Annotated in this window: 17 protein-coding genes; 7 read left to right on the top strand and 10 right to left on the bottom strand. The window is 65.1% G+C overall.

Translation table 11 applies throughout. The features are described 5' to 3' along the window. Window positions 1-28: 28 nt before the first annotated feature. The gene (locus tag RO07_RS04105; protein ID WP_039414259.1) at window positions 29-4,024 is read right to left on the bottom strand and encodes a DUF3683 domain-containing protein; all 3,996 of its coding nucleotides are present in this window, start codon (window positions 4,022-4,024) and stop codon (window positions 29-31) included. Window positions 4,025-4,599: 575 nt separating this feature from the next. Between RO07_RS04105 and RO07_RS04100 the strand changes: the two genes are divergently transcribed. Both RO07_RS04100 and RO07_RS04095 read left to right on the top strand, forming a co-directional pair. After that, window positions 4,600-5,058 carry a (2Fe-2S)-binding protein gene (locus tag RO07_RS04100; RefSeq protein ID WP_039408242.1) on the top strand — a complete coding sequence of 153 codons (459 nt, stop codon included), beginning with the start codon at window positions 4,600-4,602 and terminating at the stop codon, window positions 5,056-5,058. Between the two features lie 16 nt (window positions 5,059-5,074). Next, the gene (locus tag RO07_RS04095; protein ID WP_039408239.1) at window positions 5,075-7,306 is read left to right on the top strand and encodes a xanthine dehydrogenase family protein molybdopterin-binding subunit; all 2,232 of its coding nucleotides are present in this window, start codon (window positions 5,075-5,077) and stop codon (window positions 7,304-7,306) included. 257 nt (window positions 7,307-7,563) lie between these two features. Here RO07_RS04095 and RO07_RS04090 read toward each other — a convergent pair whose 3' ends face one another. Beyond that, window positions 7,564-8,211: a YqaA family protein gene (locus tag RO07_RS04090; RefSeq protein WP_039408237.1), complete on the bottom strand. Its 648-nt coding sequence runs from the start codon at window positions 8,209-8,211 to the stop codon at window positions 7,564-7,566. A gap of 167 nt (window positions 8,212-8,378) precedes the next feature. Here RO07_RS04090 and RO07_RS04085 point away from each other — a divergent pair, with 167 nt between their 5' ends. The 4 genes from RO07_RS04085 (at window position 8,379) to queF (ending at window position 12,437) form a co-directional block, all read left to right on the top strand. Next, a complete protein-coding gene (locus tag RO07_RS04085; protein ID WP_039408236.1) occupies window positions 8,379-8,999 on the top strand; it encodes a nucleotidyltransferase family protein in 621 nt (206 codons plus the stop codon). 119 nt (window positions 9,000-9,118) lie between these two features. Next, the gene (gene ilvA / locus RO07_RS04080) at window positions 9,119-10,648 is read left to right on the top strand and encodes a threonine ammonia-lyase, biosynthetic (RefSeq protein ID WP_039408234.1); all 1,530 of its coding nucleotides are present in this window, start codon (window positions 9,119-9,121) and stop codon (window positions 10,646-10,648) included. 51 nt (window positions 10,649-10,699) lie between these two features. Continuing rightward, a complete protein-coding gene (locus tag RO07_RS04075) occupies window positions 10,700-11,623 on the top strand; it encodes a 5'-nucleotidase (RefSeq protein WP_039408232.1) in 924 nt (307 codons plus the stop codon). After that, entirely contained in the window at window positions 11,610-12,437 is an 828-nt protein-coding gene (queF, locus tag RO07_RS04070; protein WP_039408230.1) for an NADPH-dependent 7-cyano-7-deazaguanine reductase QueF, read from the top strand. The genes RO07_RS04075 and queF overlap by 14 nt, the downstream gene beginning before the upstream one ends. Before the next feature lie 103 nt (window positions 12,438-12,540). Here queF and RO07_RS04065 read toward each other — a convergent pair whose 3' ends face one another. Genes RO07_RS04065 through RO07_RS04045 form a run of 6 tightly spaced genes read right to left on the bottom strand, consistent with a single transcriptional unit; the run spans window position 12,541 to window position 16,560 of the window. Next, complete coding sequence (locus RO07_RS04065; protein ID WP_039408228.1) at window positions 12,541-13,062, bottom strand: hypothetical protein; 522 nt, start codon at window positions 13,060-13,062, stop codon at window positions 12,541-12,543. Next, entirely contained in the window at window positions 13,049-13,516 is a 468-nt protein-coding gene (locus tag RO07_RS04060; protein WP_157118190.1) for a hypothetical protein, read from the bottom strand. The genes RO07_RS04065 and RO07_RS04060 overlap by 14 nt, the downstream gene beginning before the upstream one ends. After that, window positions 13,513-13,701 (bottom strand): hypothetical protein, encoded by a 189-nt coding sequence (locus RO07_RS25710; RefSeq protein ID WP_039408224.1) that lies wholly within the window; start codon window positions 13,699-13,701, stop codon window positions 13,513-13,515. The genes RO07_RS04060 and RO07_RS25710 overlap by 4 nt, the downstream gene beginning before the upstream one ends. Window positions 13,702-13,737: 36 nt before the next feature. Then, window positions 13,738-14,130: a RidA family protein gene (locus tag RO07_RS04055; protein WP_218026546.1), complete on the bottom strand. Its 393-nt coding sequence runs from the start codon at window positions 14,128-14,130 to the stop codon at window positions 13,738-13,740. 47 nt (window positions 14,131-14,177) lie between these two features. Further along, window positions 14,178-15,677: an N-acyl-D-amino-acid deacylase family protein gene (locus RO07_RS04050; RefSeq protein ID WP_039408223.1), complete on the bottom strand. Its 1,500-nt coding sequence runs from the start codon at window positions 15,675-15,677 to the stop codon at window positions 14,178-14,180. Between the two features lies 1 nt (window position 15,678). Further along, complete coding sequence (locus RO07_RS04045) at window positions 15,679-16,560, bottom strand: MurR/RpiR family transcriptional regulator (RefSeq protein WP_039408222.1); 882 nt, start codon at window positions 16,558-16,560, stop codon at window positions 15,679-15,681. A gap of 200 nt (window positions 16,561-16,760) precedes the next feature. On the opposite strand from RO07_RS04045, the gene RO07_RS04040 reads away from it, so the two are divergent. Then, the gene (locus tag RO07_RS04040) at window positions 16,761-18,032 is read left to right on the top strand and encodes an amino acid deaminase (RefSeq protein WP_039408221.1); all 1,272 of its coding nucleotides are present in this window, start codon (window positions 16,761-16,763) and stop codon (window positions 18,030-18,032) included. A 302-nt stretch (window positions 18,033-18,334) separates the two neighbouring features. Here RO07_RS04040 and RO07_RS04035 read toward each other — a convergent pair whose 3' ends face one another. Beyond that, on the bottom strand, window positions 18,335-18,904 hold the full coding sequence (locus RO07_RS04035; protein WP_084072432.1) for a MarR family winged helix-turn-helix transcriptional regulator: 570 nt from the start codon (window positions 18,902-18,904) through the stop codon (window positions 18,335-18,337). Between the two features lie 4 nt (window positions 18,905-18,908). Continuing rightward, window positions 18,909-20,504, bottom strand: coding sequence for an MDR family MFS transporter (locus RO07_RS04030; protein WP_039408220.1), 1,596 nt, complete (start codon window positions 20,502-20,504; stop codon window positions 18,909-18,911). Between the last annotated feature and the right edge of the window lie 185 nt (window positions 20,505-20,689).

The following is a 20,689-nucleotide window of genomic DNA, read 5'->3' as shown; positions in this document are numbered from 1 at the left end:
GGCATCGGCCGCGTTCCCCGCAGAGACATCAGACCAGCACGCGCTCGATACCGCCGTTGTTCGCATCCTTGACGTAATCCACCAGCCACTCGTTGCCGAGCACGTGCTTGGCGATCTCGACGACGATGTAGTCGGCCGTGACGTTGGCGTCCTCGTTGTAGCGCGACAGGCCCTGCAGGCACGACGGGCAGCTCGTGAGAATCTTCACGTCCTCCACCTTGCCGTCCGCGCGCAGCTTGGCCGCGCCCTTGCGCATTTCCTCTTCCTTGCGGAAGCGGATCTGCGTCGAGATGTCGGGACGCGTGACCGCCAGCGTACCCGATTCGCCGCAGCACCGATCGTTCTTCTCGATCCTGTAGCCGTCGTGCTCGCTGCCCATCAACTGGTTCACGAGCTTGACCGGGTCCATCGTCTTGATCGGTGTGTGGCACGGGTCGTGATACATGTAGCGCGTGCCGCCCACGCCGTCGAGCTTCACGCCCTTCTCGAGCAGATATTCGTGGATGTCGACGATGCGGCAGCCCGGGAAGATCTTCTCGAATTCATAGCCGGCGAGCTGATCGTAGCAAGTGCCGCACGACACGACCACGGTCTTGATGTCGAGATAGTTCAGCGTGTTCGCCACACGGTGGAACAGCACGCGATTGTCCGTGACGATCTTCTCGGCCTTCTCGCCCTGGCCCGAGCCGCGCTGCGGATAGCCGCAGCACAGATAGCCCGGCGGCAGCACGGTCTGCACGCCCACGTGCCACAGCATCGCCTGCGTGGCGAGTCCGACCTGCGAGAACAGGCGCTCCGAGCCGCAGCCCGGGAAATAGAACACCGCTTCCGAGTCCACCGTGGTGGCCTTCGGGTTGCGGATGATCGGCACGATCTTGTTGTCTTCGATGTCGAGCAGCGCGCGCGCCGTCTTCTTCGGCAGGTTGCCCGGCATCTTCTTGTTGACGAAGTGGATCACTTCCTCGCGCAGCGGCGGCTTGCCGACCGTGGCGGGCGGACGCGCGGTCTGCTTCTTCGCGAGCTTCTTGAAGACGTCGGCGCCGAAGCGCTGCGCCTTGTAGCCCCAGTCGATCATCACCTTGCGCGTGACGTTGATCGTCTCCGGATTCGTCGCGTTGAGGAAGAACATGCCCGCAGCCGCACCCGGGTTGAACTTCTTCTTGCCCATCTTGCGCAGCAGGTTGCGCATGTTCATCGTGACGTCGCCGAAGTCGATCTTCACCGGGCAGGGCGTGACGCACTTGTGGCAGACCGTGCAGTGATCGGCCACGTCGTTGAACTCGTCCCAATGCTTGATCGACACGCCGCGACGCGTCTGCTCTTCATACAGGAACGCCTCGATGAGCAGCGAGGTCGCGAGAATCTTGTTGCGCGGGCTGTAGAGCAGGTTCGCGCGCGGCACGTGCGTGGCGCACACCGGCTTGCACTTGCCGCAGCGCAGGCAGTCCTTCACGCTGTCGGCGATGGCGCCGATGTCCGACTGCTGCATGATCAGCGATTCGTAGCCCATCAGCCCGAAGCTGGGCGTATAGGCGTTGCGCAGGTCGGCGGGCAGTTCGGGCATGTCGAGCAGCTTGCCCTTGTTGAAACGTCCTTCCGGATCCACGCGTTGCTTGTACGCGCGGAATTCGCCGATCTCGGCATCCGTCAGGAACTCCAGCTTGGTGATGCCGATGCCATGCTCGCCCGAGATCACGCCATCGAGCGAACGGGCGATGTCCATGATGCGCGCCACGGCCTTGTGCGCGTCCTGGAGCATCTCGTAGTTGTCCGAGTTGACCGGGATGTTCGTGTGTACGTTGCCGTCGCCCGCGTGCATGTGCAGCGCGACGAACACGCGCCCGTGCAGCACGCGCTTGTGGATCGCCTGCGCTTCGTCGAGGATCGGCTTGAATTCCGCGCCGGCGAAGATCTGGCGCAGTTCGGCGCGGATCTCCTGCTTCCACGACACGCGCACCGTACGGTCCTGCAGCAGATCGACGAGACGCGTTTCGGGCTGCTTGCGCAGTCGCTCGTTGAGCGCCACGTTGATGTCGCGGATGCCGTGACGGTTGAGCGGCGGGATGGCGTCCGCGAGCGGCAGCTCGAAGTGATCGCGCAGGAATTCCCAGCGCGCGCGCACATCGCGCAGCAGCGCGAGCGCCGTCTGCACGCGGTCTTCGAGCAATTCCGCCGACGGAATCTCGTTCGCGTCGTCCGTCTTGCCGAGCGGCAGGTTGCCGGCTTCGAAGAACGCTTCGAGGGCGTCGACCAGTTGCAGCTTGTTCTTGAGCGAGAGCTCGATGTTGATGCGCTCGATGTGATCCGTGTACTCGCCCATGCGCGGCAGCGGGATCACCACGTCTTCGTTGATCTTGAAGGCGTTGGTGTGGCGCGCGATGGCCGCGGTGCGCGAGCGGTCGAGCCAGAACTTCTTGCGCGCTTCGGCCGAGACGGCGACAAAGCCTTCGCCGCTCTTGCCGTTGGCCAGACGAATCACTTCCGAAGTGGCTTGTGCCACGGCATTGTCGTCGTCGCCGACGATGTCGCCGATCAGCACCATCTTCGGGAACGCGTTGCGCTTCGACTTCGTGGCATAACCCACGGCGCGCAGATAGCGCTCGTCCAGATGCTCCAGGCCGGCGAGAATCGCGCCGCCCGCGGCCGTCTGCGCGAACATGTAGTCCTTGATTTCGACGATGCTCGGAATCGCTTCCTTCGCCTGACCGAAGAACTCCAGGCACACCGTGCGCGTATGCGCCGGCATCTTGTGCAGAATCCAGCGCGCGCTCGTGATCAGACCGTCGCAGCCTTCCTTCTGCACGCCGGGCAGGCCAGCGAGGAACTTGTCCGTAACGTCCTTGCCGAGGCCTTCCTTGCGAAAGCGCCTGCCTTCGATTTCCAGCAATTCCGTCTTGAGCAGCACGGCGCCGGGCGCCTGATTGCCGTCGTACCACTTCAGTTCGAAGCGGGCGAGCGGAATATCGTGAATCTTGCCGAGGTTGTGATCGAGGCGCGTGACTTCGAGCCAGTTGCCTTGCGGGTCGACCATGCGCCACCACGCCAGGTTGTCGAGCGCGGTGCCCCACAGCACGGCCTTCTTGCCGCCGGCGTTCATGGCGACGTTGCCACCGATGCACGAAGCGTCGATCGACGTCGGGTCCACGGCGAACACCAGGCCGGCGCGCTCGGCCGCTTCCGCCACGCGACGCGTGACGACGCCGGCGCCCGAGAAGATCGTCGGCACCGGTCGATCCACGCCGGGCAGCTGCGAGTACTCGACCTCGTCGAGCTGTTCGAGCTTTTCCGTGTTGATGACGGCCGAGAACGGCGTGAGCGGAATCGCGCCGCCCGTGTAGCCCGTGCCGCCGCCACGCGGGATCACCGTCAGGCCCAGTTCGAAGCAGCCCTTCACCAGCGCCGCCATTTCGGCTTCCGTGTCAGGCGTAAGCACCACGAACGGGTATTCCACGCGCCAGTCCGTCGCGTCGGTCACATGCGAGACGCGCGACAGGCCGTCGAACTTGATGTTGTCGTGGGCGGTCGTGCGGCCCAGGACTTTCTTCGCGCGGCGGCGCAGTTCCGCCATCTTCTCGAACTCACCGGCGAACTCGGCCACGGCGCGGCGTGCGGCGCTCTCGAGTTGTTCGACGCGCGCGGCGCGCTCGCGGCCGTGGGCGTCGGCGTGTTCGGCCACGTCGGCGCGACGACGCTTGTCGATCTCGTTCAGACGGTGTTCGAGTGCATCGATCAGCAGCTTGCGACGCTTCGGATTGTCGAGCAGGTCGTCTTGCAGATAGGGATTGCGGCGAACCACCCAGATGTCGCCGAGCACTTCATACAGCATGCGGGCCGAGCGGCCGGTGCGGCGCTCGGCGCGGAGTTCGTCGAGGACGGCCCAGGCGTCGGCGCCGAGCAGGCGCATAACGATTTCGCGGTCCGAGAACGAAGTGTAGTTATAGGGAATTTCACGCAGTCGCGGCGGTTGGGCGGCTACGGCATGCTTTGCGTCGTGCGGCTCGAAGGCAGGCAAGGGTGCGTTCATCTTGTCGGGCTCGTCAGTGCGGCGGTGCATCCGCCGTCGGCGTTCGTCTCGCGGGACGCGCCGAAAGTCAAAATCGGATATGCGCTGGGATGCCGGCAGGGAACGCGACAGGTACGCGCGGGCCGGCAAACGGACGATCTGCGGTCAGCGAGATCGGCGACTGCCGTGCGAAGACGTCGATGACGAATCGTGTCCGGTCATCGAGCAGAAGCACTGAGGGGTGAGGCAGTTGTTGCGCATGCCCAGATCTTTCTTCCGGCTTGGGAACGTGTTGGTAGGGGAATGTAGGTCGAATTGTACTTCATTGCACCGCAACACGTCGGCGCCGCACCGAATTTGCCAATCCGGCGCGCGAATCCCCTCCTTCGCCCCGTCCCGTGCGGCTCATTGCAGCGTTGACGACAGATTAACGACCGCTCCCGCGGCGCCCCGGAAGCGAGTGGGTTCCGACGCTGATACAGCGCTATATCCCAATAAACACAACGGTTTACGGCAAATTCACGCGCTGAAAATTCCAACGAATGGGAGTATGTTGGGTCGGTCCCCGATCCATCCACCCGTCAAGAGGTGCCTCCATGGTTTCGTTTGAACTGAACGGCCGTCCCGTGCAGGTCGATGTCGATCCTGCCACTCCCCTCCTCTGGACCTTGCGCGACGCGCTCTCCATGACCGGCACCAAGTTCGGTTGCGGCATGGCGTTGTGCGGCGCCTGCACAGTGCATATCGACGGTGCCGCCACGCGGAGCTGCGTCACGCCCGTTTCGGCCGTGGCGGGCAAGAAAGTCACGACCATCGAAGGCGCCGGGACCGACCCCGTCGGGCGTGCCGTGCAGGAAGCCTGGGTCAAGCACGACGTGCCCCAGTGCGGCTACTGCCAGAGCGGTCAGATCATGTCGGCCGCCGCGCTGCTGCGCGAGAACAAGAAGCCGAACGACGAGCAGATCGATGCCGCGATGGCCGGCAACATCTGCCGCTGCGGCACCTACGCCCGCATTCGTGCGGCGATCAAGGACGCTGCGGCGTCGCTGGCCTGAGGCGAGGAGCATTCCCATGCGCGAACTTCGTTTCTCCCGCTTCGCTCCGTTCCACGGTGTGGCCGTGGGCGACTACGCCGGCGTGTCGCGCCGGGCGTTCCTGAAGACATCGGCGCTGGCCGCCGGCGGTCTGATGCTCGAAATGTCGGTGCCGGGCGCGGCGCGGACCGCGAGTGCGCAAGGCGCGGCGTCCACGCCGGTCGTGCCGTCGGCGTTCGTGCGCATCGCGCCGGACGACACCGTCACCATCCAGGTCAACCGTCTCGACTTTGGTCAGGGCGTGCAGACCGCGCTGCCCATGCTCGTCGCCGAAGAGCTCGATTGCGACTGGGGCAAGGTGCGCAGCGAACTGGCCCCGGCCGCGGACGTCTACAAGGATCCGTTGTTCGGCATCCAGATGACCGGCGGGTCCGGTTCCGTGGCGCACTCGTGGCTGCAATACCGGCGCATCGGTGCGTCGGCGAGGGCCATGCTCATTGCGGCGGCAGCGCAGCAATGGAAAGTGCCGCCGGCGCAGTTGCGCACGGAGAACGGCGTGGTGCTCGGACCGAACGGTCAGCGCGCCACGTACGGCAGCCTGGCGGCAAAGGCCCAGGCCATGCCGGTGCCGACCGACGTCACGCTCAAGGATCCGTCGAAATTCCGCCTGCTGGGCAAGCCGACCGGACGGCTCGATGCGCGGGCCAAATCCACGGGCGTGCCGATGTATGGCATGGACTTCAAGCTGCCCGACCTCAAAGTGGCGGTCGTGGCGCGTCCGCCCGTCTTCGGCGCGAAGGTCAAGAACTTCGACGCCAAGGCGGCGCGGGCGATCAAAGGCGTGCGCGACGTGCTCGAAATTCCCGACGACCGGGGCGGCACGGCGGTGGCTGTCATCGCCGACGGCTACTGGCAGGCCAAGACCGGCCGCGACGCGTTGAAGGCCACATGGGACACCTCCGGCGTCGAACACGTCGACACCACGACGCAGTTGGCCAAATACAAGGAGATCGCCAAAACGCCGGGCACCGTGGCCATCGACGCCGACATGTCAGCGCTCAAGAACGCGCCGAAGACCCTGGTGGCCGAATACAGCTTCCCGTATCTCGCGCATGCACCGATGGAGCCGCTCAACTGCACCGTGCAGCTCACCGATCGGGGTGTCGAAGTGTGGACGGGCACCCAATTCCAGACCGTCGATCAGGCGGCCATCGCGCGCACGCTCGACCTCAAGCCCGAGCAGGTCAAGCTGCACACGCTGATGGCGGGCGGCGGCTTCGGCCGGCGCGCCGTGCCCACGTCAGACTATGGCGTCGAAGCGGCGCAGGTGGCGAAAGCGTGGAAGCGTGCGGGCCATCGCGAGCCGATCAAGGTGATCTGGAGCCGGGAGGACGACATTCATGGCGGCTACTACCGTCCGATGTACGTGCACCGTGCCGAGATCGGTCTGGATGCGAAGGGCAACGTGCTGGCGTGGAATCACACCATCGTGGGCCAGTCCATTTTGCAGGGCACGCCGTTCGAGAAGATGCTTGTGAAGAACGGCATCGACAGCACCAGTATCGAGGGCGTCTCCGGCACGCCGTATGCGGTGCCGTTGCGCCTGACGCTGCACAGCCCGCAGGTCAACGTGCCCGTGTTGTGGTGGCGTTCCGTGGGCAATACGCATACCGCTTTCGTCATGGAGACGCTGATCGACGAACTGGCGAAAAATGCGGGCCAGGACCCGGTGGCATACCGATATGCGTTGATGGGCGGCAAGCATCCGCGTCACAGGGCGGCGTTGGCGTTGGCGGTGGAGCGTTCCGGCTATGGCAAGACCAGGCTGCCGGAGGGTCAGGCGTGGGGCGTGGCGGTGCACGAGTCGTTCGACTCCGTGGTGGCGTACGTGGTCGTTGCCGAGATGCGCAATGGGTCGCCGCGTCTGGTGAGTGCGACGGCGGGGGTGCATTGCAACTTCGCGGTGAATCCGTTGACGGTGGCGGCGCAGGTCGAGGGAGCGGCGTTGATGGGTTTGGGCACCACGTTGCCGGGTGCGGCGATCACGATGAAGGATGGCGAGGTCGAACAGAGCAACTTCCATCAGTACACCGTGGCGCGTTTGACGGACATGCCGGCGATCGGTGTGCATATCGTGAGTTCGGGCGATGCGCCGACGGGCATGGGTGAGCCGGGATTGCCGGCGTTGGCGCCGGCGTATGCGAATGCGTTGTTCACGTTGACGGGCAAGCGCCAGCGGGCGTTGCCGTTCGACATGACAAAGGCATGAAAAAGCAAAGCACTCCATCGCCCAATGACACCCGCCACAACCGGCATTAGCAGGTGAGGCGATGGGGAGCATGACGGAGGCTGGGCCGGGGCCCCTTTTCGCCGCGAGTTGGGTTTATGTTTGAGTGGAGGAAAGGGGTCCCGGCCCAGCGGCCCGGACGATGATAGAACTGCGTCTGGGGAGAGGGAGGGAGAGGAGGGAGAACAGAACCAGAACCGCACGCGCTCACATGGCGTGCGGTTTTTTCGTAGGCGTCCTTACCCGACGAGCAGATGTTTGAACGGCGCGAAGATTCCATGCCAGAAAGATTCGGGCACGCGCAGCATCAGATAGGTGATGAGGATATAGCGCAGGGTCTTGCCGATGGCGATGTAGACGAGGCAGGCGCGCCAGGACAGGCGCAGCCAGCCGGCGAGCGTGCAGAGCGGGTCGCCGATGACTGGCAGCCATGAGAGCAGGAGGAGGGGTGGGCCGAAGCGTCGCATCCAGCGATGATAGCGTTCGCTCATGGGGGCTTTGCCGGGGGCGTCGCGCCCGTCGCGCGAATGAGCGGGCGCGTGCGAGCGCTGTCCGTCCCCCGTTCCGACACTGACGCTGCCCGCCGCCACCCCCGCCAGCGACGCCGCCCGTGCGTGTGCACGACGATGCGCCTTCAGGCGAACGAAAGCGCGACGCGCGGCGAATCCCATCCACCAGTCCAGCATCCCGCCGGCCGTATTGCCGACGCTCGCCACCGCGATGGCCGGCCAGAACATATGCGAATTGAGCGCCACGTACCCGAACAGTGCGGGCTCCGAGCCCATGGGCAGCAGCGTGGCCGACAGAAACGACACGATAAAGATGGCCGGCAGGCCGATGCCGGGCAACGCCAGCACGCCCAGCAGCCAGGTGATGAACGACTCCATACCACTCCGGGGAAAAACCGATCCGCTTCGAACGACGTCAGCGCAGCGACAAGGCACACGCGCCTGCCCAAGCTTCGTCCGACCGACCGGACGGTCGACGGTTCCGCCACGACAGCAAGCACGCGAGTTTGGCAGAAACAAAAACTCTGGCGCATAATGCACAACCTATGACCCGTCCCTCGACGCCGCCCGTGGCCATTCTACTGGCAGGCGGACTCGGTACCCGCTTCGATGCGGCTGGGCGCCGGAACAAGCTGCTCGCGCCGCTGCCCGGAGATCCCCTGAACCGACCCGTTGCCCTTGCCAGCGCGCATGCGCTGCTGGCCGTATTGCCGCGCGTGATCGCGGTGGTGCGACCGGACTCGGCCGAATTGGAGAACGTGCTGTTGCAGGCGGGTTGCGAAGTCGTCATGAACCATGCCACCAAGCGCGGCATGGGCGCCACCCTCGCGGCCGGTATCCGCGCCGGCACCGACGAAGCGCCGCCCCCGGGGCTCGAGCATCTCGACGGCTGGCTCGTTGCGCTGGCCGACATGCCTTACATCCACCCCCATACCATTCGCGCGATCGCCGGCGGGCTCACCTCGTCCGAAGCCATCGTCGCCCCGAGCTATCGGGGACAACGCGGCCATCCCGTCGCGTTCGGCGCCGCCTATACCTCGCGCCTGGCCGCCCTCGATGGCGACGCGGGCGCGCGCGACCTGTTGATTAGCGAGCACATTACGATCGTCGATGTCGACGACGAAGGTATCGTGCGCGACATCGACACCCCAGACGACCTCCGCTAGGGCGCGCACCCCCTTTCACGTTTTTCCCGAGAAACCAAGCGCGACCGCCCCGGCGGACGTGCTGGTCTATCATTGTCCTTTTGTTTCTTGATGTGCCTAACCTGAAGAATCCTTAAATCATGTCCGACGCAGCTCCCGATTACCTGAAGAAGATCCTGACCGCCAAAGTCTACGACGTCGCCAAGGAAAGCGAACTCGAACCGGCACGCACGCTCTCCATGCGGCTGCACAATCGAATTTACCTCAAGCGCGAAGACAACCAGACGGTGTTCTCCTTCAAGATTCGGGGCGCGTACAACAAGATGGCCAATCTGAGCGAAGCCGAGCGCGAGCGCGGCGTGCTCACCGCGTCCGCCGGCAATCACGCGCAAGGGGTCGCCTACTCGGCCGCCCGGCTGGGCTGCAAGGCCGTCATCGTCATGCCCGTGACCACGCCGCAGGTGAAGATCGACGCCGTGAAGACCCACGGCGGTCGCGCCGTCGAAGTCGTCCTCGCGGGCGACTCGTACAGCGACGCCTACGCCCACGCCATGACACTCCAGGAAGAGCGCGGCCTGACCTTCGTGCCGCCGTTCGACGATCCCGACGTCATCGCCGGCCAGGGCACCATCGGCATGGAAATACTGCGCCAGCATCAGGGCCCGCTGCACGCCATCTTCGTGCCCATCGGCGGCGGCGGCCTGGCCGCCGGCGTGGCGTCGTACGTCAAGGCCGTTCGCCCCGAAATCAAGATCATCGGCGTGCAGTCCGTCGACTCCGATGCCATGGCGCAATCCATTCACGCGGGCGAGCGCGTATTGCTCAACGACGTCGGCCTGTTCGCCGACGGCACCGCGGTCAAATACGTCGGCGCCGAAACCTTCCGGCTGTGCCAGGCACATCTCGACGAAGTCGTGCGCGTGGACACCGACCAACTGTGCGCGGCCATCAAGGACGTCTTCCAGGACACCCGCAGCGTGCTCGAGCCGTCCGGCGCGCTGTCCGTGGCCGGCGCCAAGCTCTACGCCGAGCGCGAAAAGCTCAAGGGCGAGACACTCGTGGCGATCACCTCGGGCGCCAACATGAACTTCGACCGACTGCGCTTCGTGGCCGAGCGCGCCGAGGTCGGCGAAGCCCGCGAAGCCGTGTTCGCCGTGACCATTCCGGAGGCGCGCGGCAGCTTCAAGCGTTTCACCGAAGTGGTGGGCAGCCGCAACGTGACCGAGTTCAACTACCGAATCAGCGAGGCGTCGAGCGCCCACATCTTCGTGGGCATCCAGATGCACAATCGCGACGAGGGCGAACGCATCAGGGCCGGCTTCGAACGCCACGGCTTCCCCACGCTCGATCTGTCCAACGACGAACTGTCCAAGCAGCACATCCGCTACATGGTCGGCGGCCGCTCGGCACTGGCAAGCAACGAAGTACTGTACCGGTTCGAATTTCCGGAGCGCCCCGGCGCACTGATGAAATTCCTCTCGGCCATGAGCCCGAACTGGAACATCAGCCTGTTCCACTACCGGAACCAGGGCGCCGACTACAGCAACATCCTGGTCGGCATACAGGTGCCCGAAGACGAGAAGGCCGCCTTCCGCGACTTCCTCGCCACGCTCGGCTATCCTTACTGGGACGAAAGCGACAACCCTGTCTACAAGCTGTTCCTCGGCTAAGTCGCTTTCTCCCGTGCCGCTCACCTCACGTTACGACAGGACACCGCCGCCATGCCGATCACGCTAGAGAACAAGCTCGTCGTCGCGATATCCTCGCGCGCGCTGTTCGACTTCGAAGAAGAGAACCGCGTGTACGAGGCTGGCGTGGCGAGCGGCGACGACCAGTCGTACATGCGCTACCAGCTCGACCGGCTCGACGTGCCCGCGCGCATCGGCGTGGCCTTCCCGCTCGTGCAGAAGCTGCTTGCGTTCAATCGCGACAATGCGCACCGCGTCGAGGTCGTCGTGCTCTCGCGCAACGATCCCGTGAGCGGGCTGCGGGTGTTCCGCTCGGCGCGTCAGGTCGATCTGAAGATCGAGCGCGGCGTGTTCACGCGCGGACGCGACCCGTTCCGCTATCTCAACGCGCTCGGCGCGCACCTGTTCCTGTCCGCCAACGAGAGCGACGTGCGCAGCGCGCTGGCGGCGGGTTTTCCCGCCGCACGCGTGTATCCGGACTCCGCCAAAAAGGCCGAGCTGCATCCGGATGAGATCCGCATCGCCTTCGACGGCGACGCGGTGCTCTTCTCCGACGAAGCCGAACGGATTTTCCAGCGCAACGGCCTGAATGCGTTCCAGCAGCACGAGACCGAGCGCGCGGCGACACCACTGCCGCCCGGCCCGCTCAAGCCGTTGCTGCTCGCGTTGCACCAGTTGCAGAAGCTCGCGGGTCACGAAGTGCCGGTGAAGATTCGCACCGCACTCGTCACGGCCCGCTCGGCCCCGGCGCACGAGCGGGCCATCCGTACGCTGATGGACTGGAAAATCGACATCGACGAGGCGATGTTCCTGGGCGGGTTGAACAAGGGCGCGTTCCTGCGCGAGTTCGAACCCGATTTCTTTTTCGACGATCAGACACACCACTGCGAATCGGCCGCCGGGTTCACACCCACCGGCCACGTCGTCAGTGGCATTGCAAATCATGACAACGCCTGACCAATCCCCGCTCGGCAAGGAAGTCTCTTACACCGAGCAGTACGCCCCGACCCTGCTGTTCCCGATCGCACGCGCGCCGGCGCGCGCCGCCATCGGAGTGCCCGACGCGCTGCCGTTCTTCGGCGCGGACATCTGGAACGGCTACGAACTCTCGTGGCTCAACGAGAAGGGCAAACCGCAGATCGCGCTGCTCACGGCCATCGTGCCGGCCGACTCGCCGAACATCATCGAATCGAAGTCGTTCAAGCTGTATCTCGGTTCGTTCGCACAGACCCGGCTCGCCAATGCGGACGCCGCGCGCGCGCTGATCCAGCAGGATCTCTCGGAAGCCGCGGGAGCGGCCGTGCAGGTGCGCCTCGTGGAGCCGGGCGGCTTCGGCAAGCTCGAACTCGACGAACTCGACGGTTTGCTCGTCGACCGGCTGGACATCGAAACGAACGTCTACACGCCCGACGCAACGCTGCTCAAAGCGGCGCAGGACGAGCCACACGTGGACGAAACGCTCGTGTCGAATCTGCTGAAATCGAACTGTCCCGTGACGGGGCAGCCCGACTGGGGCAGCCTGCAGATCCGCTACGTCGGTCCGCCGATCGATCAGGAGGGTCTGCTCAAGTATGTGATTTCGTACCGCCGGCATACCGGCTTCCACGAGCAGTGCGTGGAAGGCATCTTCATGGACATCATGCGTCAGTGCAAACCGAGCCAGTTGGCCGTGTACGCACGCTACACGCGCCGCGGCGGGCTCGACATCAACCCGTTTCGCACCAACTTCACGTTGCCGATGCCGGACAACGCGCGCACGGCGCGTCAGTAAACCGCGACGGACGCACCAGGCAAAAAAGGTGGCGAGGGCTGCCCACACCCATCGCCACCAATGGCACGATCTGCTTCTTTCTTCTTTGGAGGCGCCCGGTGTGTCAGTTCAGCAGTGCCGCTCGGGCCATCATCTTGCGCGCTGCGTTTCGTACGTTTGCGTATTTCGGCTCCCCGGCACAGCGATGAAGCGTTTCCTTCATTGCCCGATAGGCCGCCTCGGGATGATCGAGCACCAGTAGGCATTCGCCCACCCGGTACATCGGGCCGGGCGCGTCCCGATCGAGCAGCGCCGCCGCCATGAACAGCGGCAACGCGGCCCTCGGCTCCCCATGACGCTGCAGCGCCAGCGCCAGCGCCACCGCGTAGTCACCGTGCATCGGGCATGCCGAGAGCAACGGCGCGAAGCACTCGATGGCCTGCACGTAGTCGCCGCGCTCGAACGCGCCATAGCCGCAGCGATATGCCGTATCGCACTGCCCGGCGTCCCATTCGCCTGGCCGCGGCATGCCCATGGCCTCCCGCTGTCGCTCGCCATCGCGCACCAACGCCAGCGCGGCCTCGATCTGCCCGGCGATATGCTGCGACGTCGGCTCGACGTCATGGCAGGTATCAAACGAAGTCATGGCCCCGGCCCTCCGTCGTCGCATAGTGCGCGCTCAGACTCAGGGAGCGCACCGCGTTCGTCGCCTGACGACGCTTGTCCAGACAGGCGCACACCTGATGCAGACCGGCCGAGATCGAAAGCACCGCCGCGCCGACCATCGTGCCGCCGGCAGCGTAGGCGACCCACAGGTTGCTCTTCTCGCCCACGCCTTCGTCGACTTCCGAGGCGGCGTCGAGGCACAGGTACGCGCCGCCGGCGAACCCCGCAACCCCAAGGACCGTACACAGCAAGCCGATGAGACCGGAGGCACAACCCGCCCCGTTCAGGCGATGGATGGACCGGGTGTGCAGTTGAAGCTCGTCCGGCGCCACCGGGAAGTCGATGGTGACGCGCGCATTTTCCCGGGTGTCGGGGTCGGATGGAGGCATCGACGCCGGGGGCGCGGACGCTGCCGAAGCGGGAGCATGTCTCACTGCCATCTCCTGATCTTGGATAAGGAGATGACAGAATGCGCGTCTGTGGAGACGTCGACCATCGAAGGTGAACCGCAGACTTTGCGAAACGGAACCGACGTCTCGGTCAATGAAAAGGCGTGGCGCAGAAAAAAGCCGGCGAGATCGCCGGCCCTCCTGCGCTTGAACACCGCAGCGAACGTCATGCTCGCTGCGGCATCGACGGCGTCACGGTTCCATGGTCAAGCCGCGGGCTTCTTGTACGCCACGCAGTCCACTTCCACCTTGCAGTCGATGACCATGCTCGACACCACGCACGCGCGCGCCGGCGGATGCTCGCCGAAATACTCCTTGAACACCTTGTTGAACGATGCGAAGTCGCGCGGATCGTCGAGCCACACGCCGATGCGCATGACATGCTCGGGGCCATAGCCCGCTTCGGTGAGAATCGCCAGCATGTTCCGAATGGCCTGATGCGACTGGGCGACGATGCCTCCGTCGATCACCTCGCCGTCCTTCATGGGCGTCTGCCCCGAGACGAACAGGAAGCCGTCGGCCTCGGTTGCGCGTGCGAACGGCATGCGCTGGCCCCCTGTGCCCTGCCCGCCTTCCACGCCATATCGTTTGATGCTCATCGTCGCTCCTTTACAAAAAATCTCGATAAATCGACTGCCATTTGCACTCAGAGAACCGGTTGCGGCGTGCCGCGTCGCACGAAGCGACCGGCACGGGCGTTCCCGGTGGGCGCGCGATCCTGCCAGGACAGCACGCCATTGACCCATACGGCCTTGATGCCGTAGGCCGGCTGCATCGGATCGGTGAAGGTGGCGGCGTCGGCCACCGTCGCCGGATCGAACAGCACCAGATCCGCCCAGTAGCCTTCGCGCACGAAGCCTCGTCCCGTCAGCCCGAAGCGCTCCGCCGACAACCCCGTCATCTTGTGGACGGCTTCGGCGAGCGGGAACAACTGCTGCTCCCGGCTGTAGCGGCCGAGCACTCGCGGGAACGCGCCCCACAGGCGCGGGTGCGGCAGCGGATCGTTCGGCAGGCCGTCGGAACCGACGACGGTCGCCGGATGACGCAGGATGCGGCGCACGTCGTCCTCTTCCATGCAGTGATACACGGCGCCCGCCGGCTGCAGACGCTTTGCCGCCTCCATCAGGTCGACGCCCCACTCCGCGGCGATCGCCGCCAGCAGCTTGCCGCCCTGATCGGGGTGCGGCTGCGACCACGTGACAAGAATGTCGAAGTCGTCCGTGACCTGCTTCAGATCGAGCGTCGAGGAACTTGCCGTGTACGGGTAACAATCGCAGCCAACCGGCTGGAAGCGCTGGGCCTTGTCCAGCGCTTCGAGAATTTCCGTGCTGCGTCCCCAGTTGTCGACGCCTGCGCATTTCAGATGCGAGACGACCACCGGCACGCGCGCGTGGCGCCCGATGCGGAACGCTTCGTCGAGCGCTTCGAGTATCTCGGCGAACTCCGTGCGCAGATGCGTTGCGTAAAGTCCGCCCGCTTCGGCGAGCGGTTCGGCCAGCGCCAGCACCTCCTCGGTCGGTGCGGCGTTCGCGTTGGCATAGGCCAGCCCCGTCGACAGGCCGAGCGCGCCGTGCTCCAGTGCTTCGCGCAGCTGCGCGCGCATGCCTTCGATCTCCGCCTCGGTGGCGGGACGATCGAGGCGGTCCATGTGGTTATTGCGCAGGGCGGTGTGGCCGACGAGCGCGGCGACGTTGATGGCCGGCTGCGCCTTCTCCAGCGCCTCGACATACGCGGCGAAGGTCGGGTAGCGAAACGCGTCGGCTTCGCCGAGCAGGTTCATCGGGTCGGGTGGATCGCCCTTGAGCGAGACAGGCGACGCGCTGATGCCGCAGTTGCCGACGACGACGGTCGTCACGCCCTGCGAGAGCTTCGGCGTCATTTCCGGTGCACGCACGACGTTCGTGTCGTCGTGCGTATGCACGTCGATGAAGCCGGGGCTCAGCACATGGCCCTCGCCCTGAATCCGCTGCGCGGCCTGCCGGTTCGAGAGCGAGCCCGCCGGCGCAATGGTGTGGATGCGGCCGTCGAGCAGCGCGACGTCGAAGCGTTCGTCGGACAAGGGGGCGGCGGAGCCGTCGGCCAGACGGACGTCGGTAATGAGGGTATCGAGGATGTCGCCCGTCCGGTTTGCGAGGCGGTCAGTCATGTCAGTCTCCCAGAGGCTGACGATCGCCGCCGCCCCGATGCGTGTCGAGCACGTACTTGATCCGCCGCAGCAGCGCCTGGCTCTGCGGCTTGGCGAGCAACGCCAGCTCCGTGGCCAGGACGTCCATTGCCAGCAGCATCGCGTAGCGCGACGACGACGGTTTGAAAATGAAATCCGTTTCCAGCGCGCGAATCGGCAGCACCTCGTCGGCCAATGCCGCGAGCGGCGAACCCGTCGCCGTGATCGCCACCACCTGCGCGCCGTATTCGCGAGCGATTTCGCACGCCGACACCAGCTCCGGCGTGTGGCCGCTCACCGAGAAGGCAAGCACGACGTCGTCGCGCCCGAGCGTGCCGGCGACCATGCGCATGAGCACCGCGTCCTGATAGCTGGCGACCGGTCGTCCCAGACGTACGAGCCGGTAGCGCGCTTCGTCCGCCATGAGCGACGACCCGCCCCCCATGCCGAACGCGTACACCATGCGGGCCGACAGCAGACGCGCCGCCGCGCGCCGCACCATGTCCGGCTTGATCAGGCCGCGATGCACCTGCAACGTGGTCTGGATATCGTCCGCGATGCGGTCGATGGTTTCGCCCGCACCGTCCTGCCCGTTCGCTGCGCTTGCGCCGAGGAAGCGTTGACCGACCACGGCGGCCTGCGCCAGACGCAGCTTGAGGTCGCGCACATCGCGGCAGCCCATCGCCTTGGCGAAACGGGTGACGCTCGCCTCGCTCACGCCGGCGCGCTCGGCCAGGACATTGATCGACGCCGCCGCGGCGCCCGCCACGTCCTCCAGGACGATCTGCGCCACTTTTCGCTCCGCCTGGCTCAAGGCGTCGCTGCGCTCGGCCACGCGCGTCACGATATCGAAGGTCTCGGCCATATCTCTGGTCGTTGCGGCGCCGGTGCCGACGACATCGAAACATGTCGCCGACAGGGGCCTCTCTGAAAGGTTTCCCGATTTTTGTTACTTTATAACAATTCTGTCAAATGCTGGTCATTCGACGCTATTATAGGGGCCATCCGAAAACGCGCCATCCTGCAGATGCGCCCACCCAGTCCCTGCTTCGCGGAGAATTTTCGATGAGTGATACAAACTATCAACACGGCATGATCGATACTCTCAACAAGGGTCTCGGCGCGCTGGACGCCCCGCTGGCGCCTTCCGCCACGACGGGTCTGGGCTGGAACCTGCTCGACGAAGACCTGAGTCTGCCGACGGCGGTGCTCTACGAGGACAAGATCCGCCATAACCTCGCGTGGATGCAGCGCTTCGTGCATGAGTACGGTGTGAAGCTGGCGCCACATGGCAAGACGACGATGGCGCCGAAGCTCTTTCGCCGTCAGCTCGAAGGCGGCGCGTGGGGCATCACACTCGCGACCGCGCAGCAGACCGGTGCGGCGTATCACCATGGCGTGCGCCGCGTGCTCATGGCGAATCAGTTGGTCGGCAAGCGCAACATGGCGCTCATCGCCGATCTGCTGAAGGATCCCGATTTCGAGTTCTTCTGCCTGGTGGATTCCGCGGCTGCGGTCGAGCATCTGGGCAAGTTCTTCCGGGCACGCGGCCAGTCGGTCCAGGTGCTGATCGAGCTTGGCGTGACAGGCGGGCGCACTGGCGTGCGCGATGTCGCTCAGCAGCAAGCCGTGCTCGACGCACTCGCGCAATATCACGACGCCGTGAAGCTCGCCGGCGTGGAAGTCTATGAGGGGGTGTTGAGCACCGAGGCAGACATTCGCGCGTTCCTGCAGCGCGCGGTCGGCGTCACGTGCGAGCTGATCGCGGCCGGGCGTGTCGAGCGCGCGCCGGCGGTGCTCTCGGGTGCGGGCTCGGCCTGGTACGACATCGTTGCCGAAGAGTTTTCGCACAAGGATGTGGGCGCACCGCTCGACGTGGTGTTGCGCCCCGGTTGCTACCTCACGCACGACGTCGGCATTTACAAGGCGGCGCAGGCACAGATCGCCACGCGCAACCCCATCGCCAAACAAATGCGCTCGCAGTTGCAGCCGGCGCTGCAACTGTGGGCCTACGTGCAGTCGGTGCCCGAGCCCGAGCGCGCGATCATTGCGCTGGGCAAGCGCGACGCCGCGTTCGATGCGGGCATGCCGGAGCCGGCACAGCACTTCCGGCCGGGCGAGAGCAAGGCGCCCAAGGCCACGCCCGAACATTGGGAAGTCACCGGCATGATGGATCAGCACGCGTATCTGCGCATCGCGCCGGGTGACGATATCCGCGTGGGCGACATGATCGCGTTCGACATCTCGCACCCGTGTCTGACGTTCGACAAATGGCGCCATCTGCCGGTGGTCGACGGTGATTACAACGTCGTGGAAATCGTGCAGACGTTCTTCTGATCACGCGCGGCGCGCCGGAATATGCCGATGCCGGTGCCGCGACAATCAAAGAAACAACGCCGCCTCACTTGGGCGGCGTTTTTTTCGACCTTCGGCGCGGCAGCAGAAGCATACGGCACTGCCAACTCAGGAATTGCCCGCCGCTTCGACAGCGCGCCCAACCTCACCCCAGTGCTGCGTCTGAGTTCGCGAAATGCGTTTTCGCGTCGCAGCAGCGGGCACGTGTGACGGCGGCGATTCCGACATTGCCTGCCGCTTCGACGGCGCGCATAACTTCCCCCCAGCGCTATCCGTCAATCGCACTACGTCTGAGTCTGAGTTCGCGATACGCGTTTTCGCGTCGTGGCAGCGGGCGTGTTCGGCGGCGATTCCGGCATTGCCTGCCGCTTCGATTGCGCCCCCGATTTCCCCGCTGCCGCCCCCGTCGAGTCCGCCGCTTTGGCGCGTGCGACCACCGTCTTGAACTGGGCTTCCAGATGCGTGAGCGCACTCTCCAGCGTGGCGATCTCGTCGGGCGTCATGCCCGCGAGGGCGTCGTCGAAGAAGGCCTGGCGACGCGGTGTCGCTTCGTCGTGCACGGCCATCCCGGCGGGCGTCAGCGTCACGTTGGTGAGGCGATTGTCGTTGGGATCAGTGGCACGCGAGAGCCAGCCGAGCGCCTCCATCGACTGCAACTGACGTGTGAGTGACGCCGGGTCGAGGCGGCAGTGTTCCGCGAGAAACTTCTGCGAGCAGGTGCCGCGCTCGGCCAGCGCGAGAATGATGCGCCAGCGCGGCAGCGGGTGACCGACCTGCGCGTCGAAGGCAAGCATCATCGCGCGGTAGGTCAGGCTGAGCTGTTGGATGACGTTTCGTTTCATGGGTGTGGCCATGGCGTCACTCCCCTGCGGGCGGTTGCGGCTTGGCAGCGCGCGTGAGCCGGATGAGCGGCACCCGCCGCACGAACCAGAGACCGGCAAGCGCCGCTGCGAGCGACACCATCTGGCCGTTGTGAATGGAGGCGACGAGCGCATTGCGGGCCGACTCGATGAACAGCGCGCCGTTCTGGTTCATGTGCGCGAGTGTCATCAGGAAGTCGCTCTGGGCATTGGCGTTGACGAGGATCTGCGGGTCCGAGAGTTGCGCGGTCCACTGCGCGCCGTCGTTCGCGGCGAGCGAATCCTTCACGCGCGACGTGTAGCTGTGATTCACGAGCGTGCCGACAATCGCCGTGCCGAGCATCCCGCCGATCATGCGCAACGATTGCATGAGAGCTGTGGCGATGCCGAGGTGGGCGCGTCCGGCGACTTCCTGCGCGAACACCGTGAGGTTCGGCATCACGAAGCCCAGGCCGAGACCGGCGAGCAGCATATAGGTGGCGATCAGCCCGTGCGGCGTGCCGCGATGCGTGGTGATGACGCCGGCGCAAGCGAGCGCGAGCAGCACGAAGCCGCCGTAAAGCATCACATTCGGATTCGGCAGACGGGTGATGAGCCGACCATTCACGATACTGCCGACGGTGATGCACACCACCATCGGTGTGATCAGCAGACCGGTTTCGCGCGGTGAGAGTCCAAAGCCCCCCTGCAGGAGCAGCGGTGCGTAGAACAGGATGCCGAACATCGAGAAGCCAGCGAACACCGACAGCACGAAGAGTGGCGCGAGGCTTTTGTCGCGGAACATCTCGAACGGAAGGATCGGATGCGGGGTGCGTTGTTCCCAGCGATAGAGCGCGTAGGACGAAATCACGAGCACGACGAGCAGCGTCAGCACGCCACGCGAGAGGCCGTCGGCGGGCAGCCATTCGACGAGCATCTGCAGGCTGCCGAGCGCGGCGGTGATGAGCAATGCGCCGAGCCAGTCGATGCCGGCCTTGGCGTGCTCTTCGGCGCGCATGTGGGGCAGGTGTCGACCGACGAACCAGAGGCCGGCGAGGCCGACGGGCAGGTTGACGTAGAACACCGAGCGCCAGCCGAGACCTTCGGTGAGGAAGCCGCCGAGCGAGGGTCCGATGGCGTTGGCGATACCGAAGGCGGAGCTGAGCATCACCTGCCATCGCAGGCGGACGTGGGCGTCGGGGAACAGTTCCGGGACGCAGGCGAACGCGGTGCCGACGAGCATGCCGCCGCCGATGCCCTGCAGCGCCCGGGCGATGACCAGGAACGGCATGCTGTTCGCGGCGCCGCACAGCACGGAGGCGCCGGTGAAGACGACGATCGCCGTCATGACGAAGAGCTTGCGGCCGTAGAAATCGCCGAGCCGTCCGAAGATCGGGACGGTGATGACGGATGTGAGGAGATACGACGTCGCCACCCAGGCGTAGTACTCGAACCCCTTGAGTTCAGCGACGATGGTTGGCAGCGCGGTACCGACGACCGTCTGGTCGAGCGCCACCATCATCGTGCAGAAACAAAGGCCGAGCATCGCCACGAGCGACTGCCGGAAAGGCAACACCTGCCCCGCCGAATGCGGGGTGGTTGGAGTGGGGGCCATTTTTTGGATGGATCAATGTTTGATCAGTCAACGATTTTAGCATGAGTCGGCGGAGTTTCTTTTAGATGTCATAAACAAAGGGGATCGGTATCGACAACCGTTTGAGATGTTCTACAACCCAATTCGCCGGCACGGTTCCGCCTGCGATATATCGCCTGTAGAGCTTGAGCGCCGTCAGGCGTTAA

Origin of the sequence: Pandoraea pulmonicola, assembly GCF_000815105.2 — a bacterium.
Classification (GTDB): Bacteria; Pseudomonadota; Gammaproteobacteria; order Burkholderiales; family Burkholderiaceae; genus Pandoraea; species Pandoraea pulmonicola.
This window is presented reverse-complemented; position numbering and strand designations above follow the sequence as displayed.

What these genes read in the sequence shown, in the direction of transcription:
- RO07_RS04105 (WP_039414259.1), bottom strand. Translation starts at nt 4,024, where the DNA reads ATGAACGCACCCTTGCCTGCCTTCGAGCCGCACGACGCAAAGCATGCC.
- RO07_RS04100 (WP_039408242.1), top strand. Translation starts at nt 4,600, where the DNA reads ATGGTTTCGTTTGAACTGAACGGCCGTCCCGTGCAGGTCGATGTCGAT.
- RO07_RS04095 (WP_039408239.1), top strand. Translation starts at nt 5,075, where the DNA reads ATGCGCGAACTTCGTTTCTCCCGCTTCGCTCCGTTCCACGGTGTGGCC.
- RO07_RS04090 (WP_039408237.1), bottom strand. Translation starts at nt 8,211, where the DNA reads ATGGAGTCGTTCATCACCTGGCTGCTGGGCGTGCTGGCGTTGCCCGGC.
- RO07_RS04085 (WP_039408236.1), top strand. Translation starts at nt 8,379, where the DNA reads ATGACCCGTCCCTCGACGCCGCCCGTGGCCATTCTACTGGCAGGCGGA.
- ilvA (WP_039408234.1), top strand. Translation starts at nt 9,119, where the DNA reads ATGTCCGACGCAGCTCCCGATTACCTGAAGAAGATCCTGACCGCCAAA.
- RO07_RS04075 (WP_039408232.1), top strand. Translation starts at nt 10,700, where the DNA reads ATGCCGATCACGCTAGAGAACAAGCTCGTCGTCGCGATATCCTCGCGC.
- queF (WP_039408230.1), top strand. Translation starts at nt 11,610, where the DNA reads ATGACAACGCCTGACCAATCCCCGCTCGGCAAGGAAGTCTCTTACACC.
- RO07_RS04065 (WP_039408228.1), bottom strand. Translation starts at nt 13,062, where the DNA reads ATGACTTCGTTTGATACCTGCCATGACGTCGAGCCGACGTCGCAGCAT.
- RO07_RS25710 (WP_039408224.1), bottom strand. Translation starts at nt 13,701, where the DNA reads ATGACGTTCGCTGCGGTGTTCAAGCGCAGGAGGGCCGGCGATCTCGCC.
- RO07_RS04055 (WP_218026546.1), bottom strand. Translation starts at nt 14,130, where the DNA reads ATGAGCATCAAACGATATGGCGTGGAAGGCGGGCAGGGCACAGGGGGC.
- RO07_RS04050 (WP_039408223.1), bottom strand. Translation starts at nt 15,677, where the DNA reads ATGACTGACCGCCTCGCAAACCGGACGGGCGACATCCTCGATACCCTC.
- RO07_RS04045 (WP_039408222.1), bottom strand. Translation starts at nt 16,560, where the DNA reads ATGGCCGAGACCTTCGATATCGTGACGCGCGTGGCCGAGCGCAGCGAC.
- RO07_RS04040 (WP_039408221.1), top strand. Translation starts at nt 16,761, where the DNA reads ATGAGTGATACAAACTATCAACACGGCATGATCGATACTCTCAACAAG.
- RO07_RS04035 (WP_084072432.1), bottom strand. Translation starts at nt 18,904, where the DNA reads ATGGCCACACCCATGAAACGAAACGTCATCCAACAGCTCAGCCTGACC.
- RO07_RS04030 (WP_039408220.1), bottom strand. Translation starts at nt 20,504, where the DNA reads ATGGCCCCCACTCCAACCACCCCGCATTCGGCGGGGCAGGTGTTGCCT.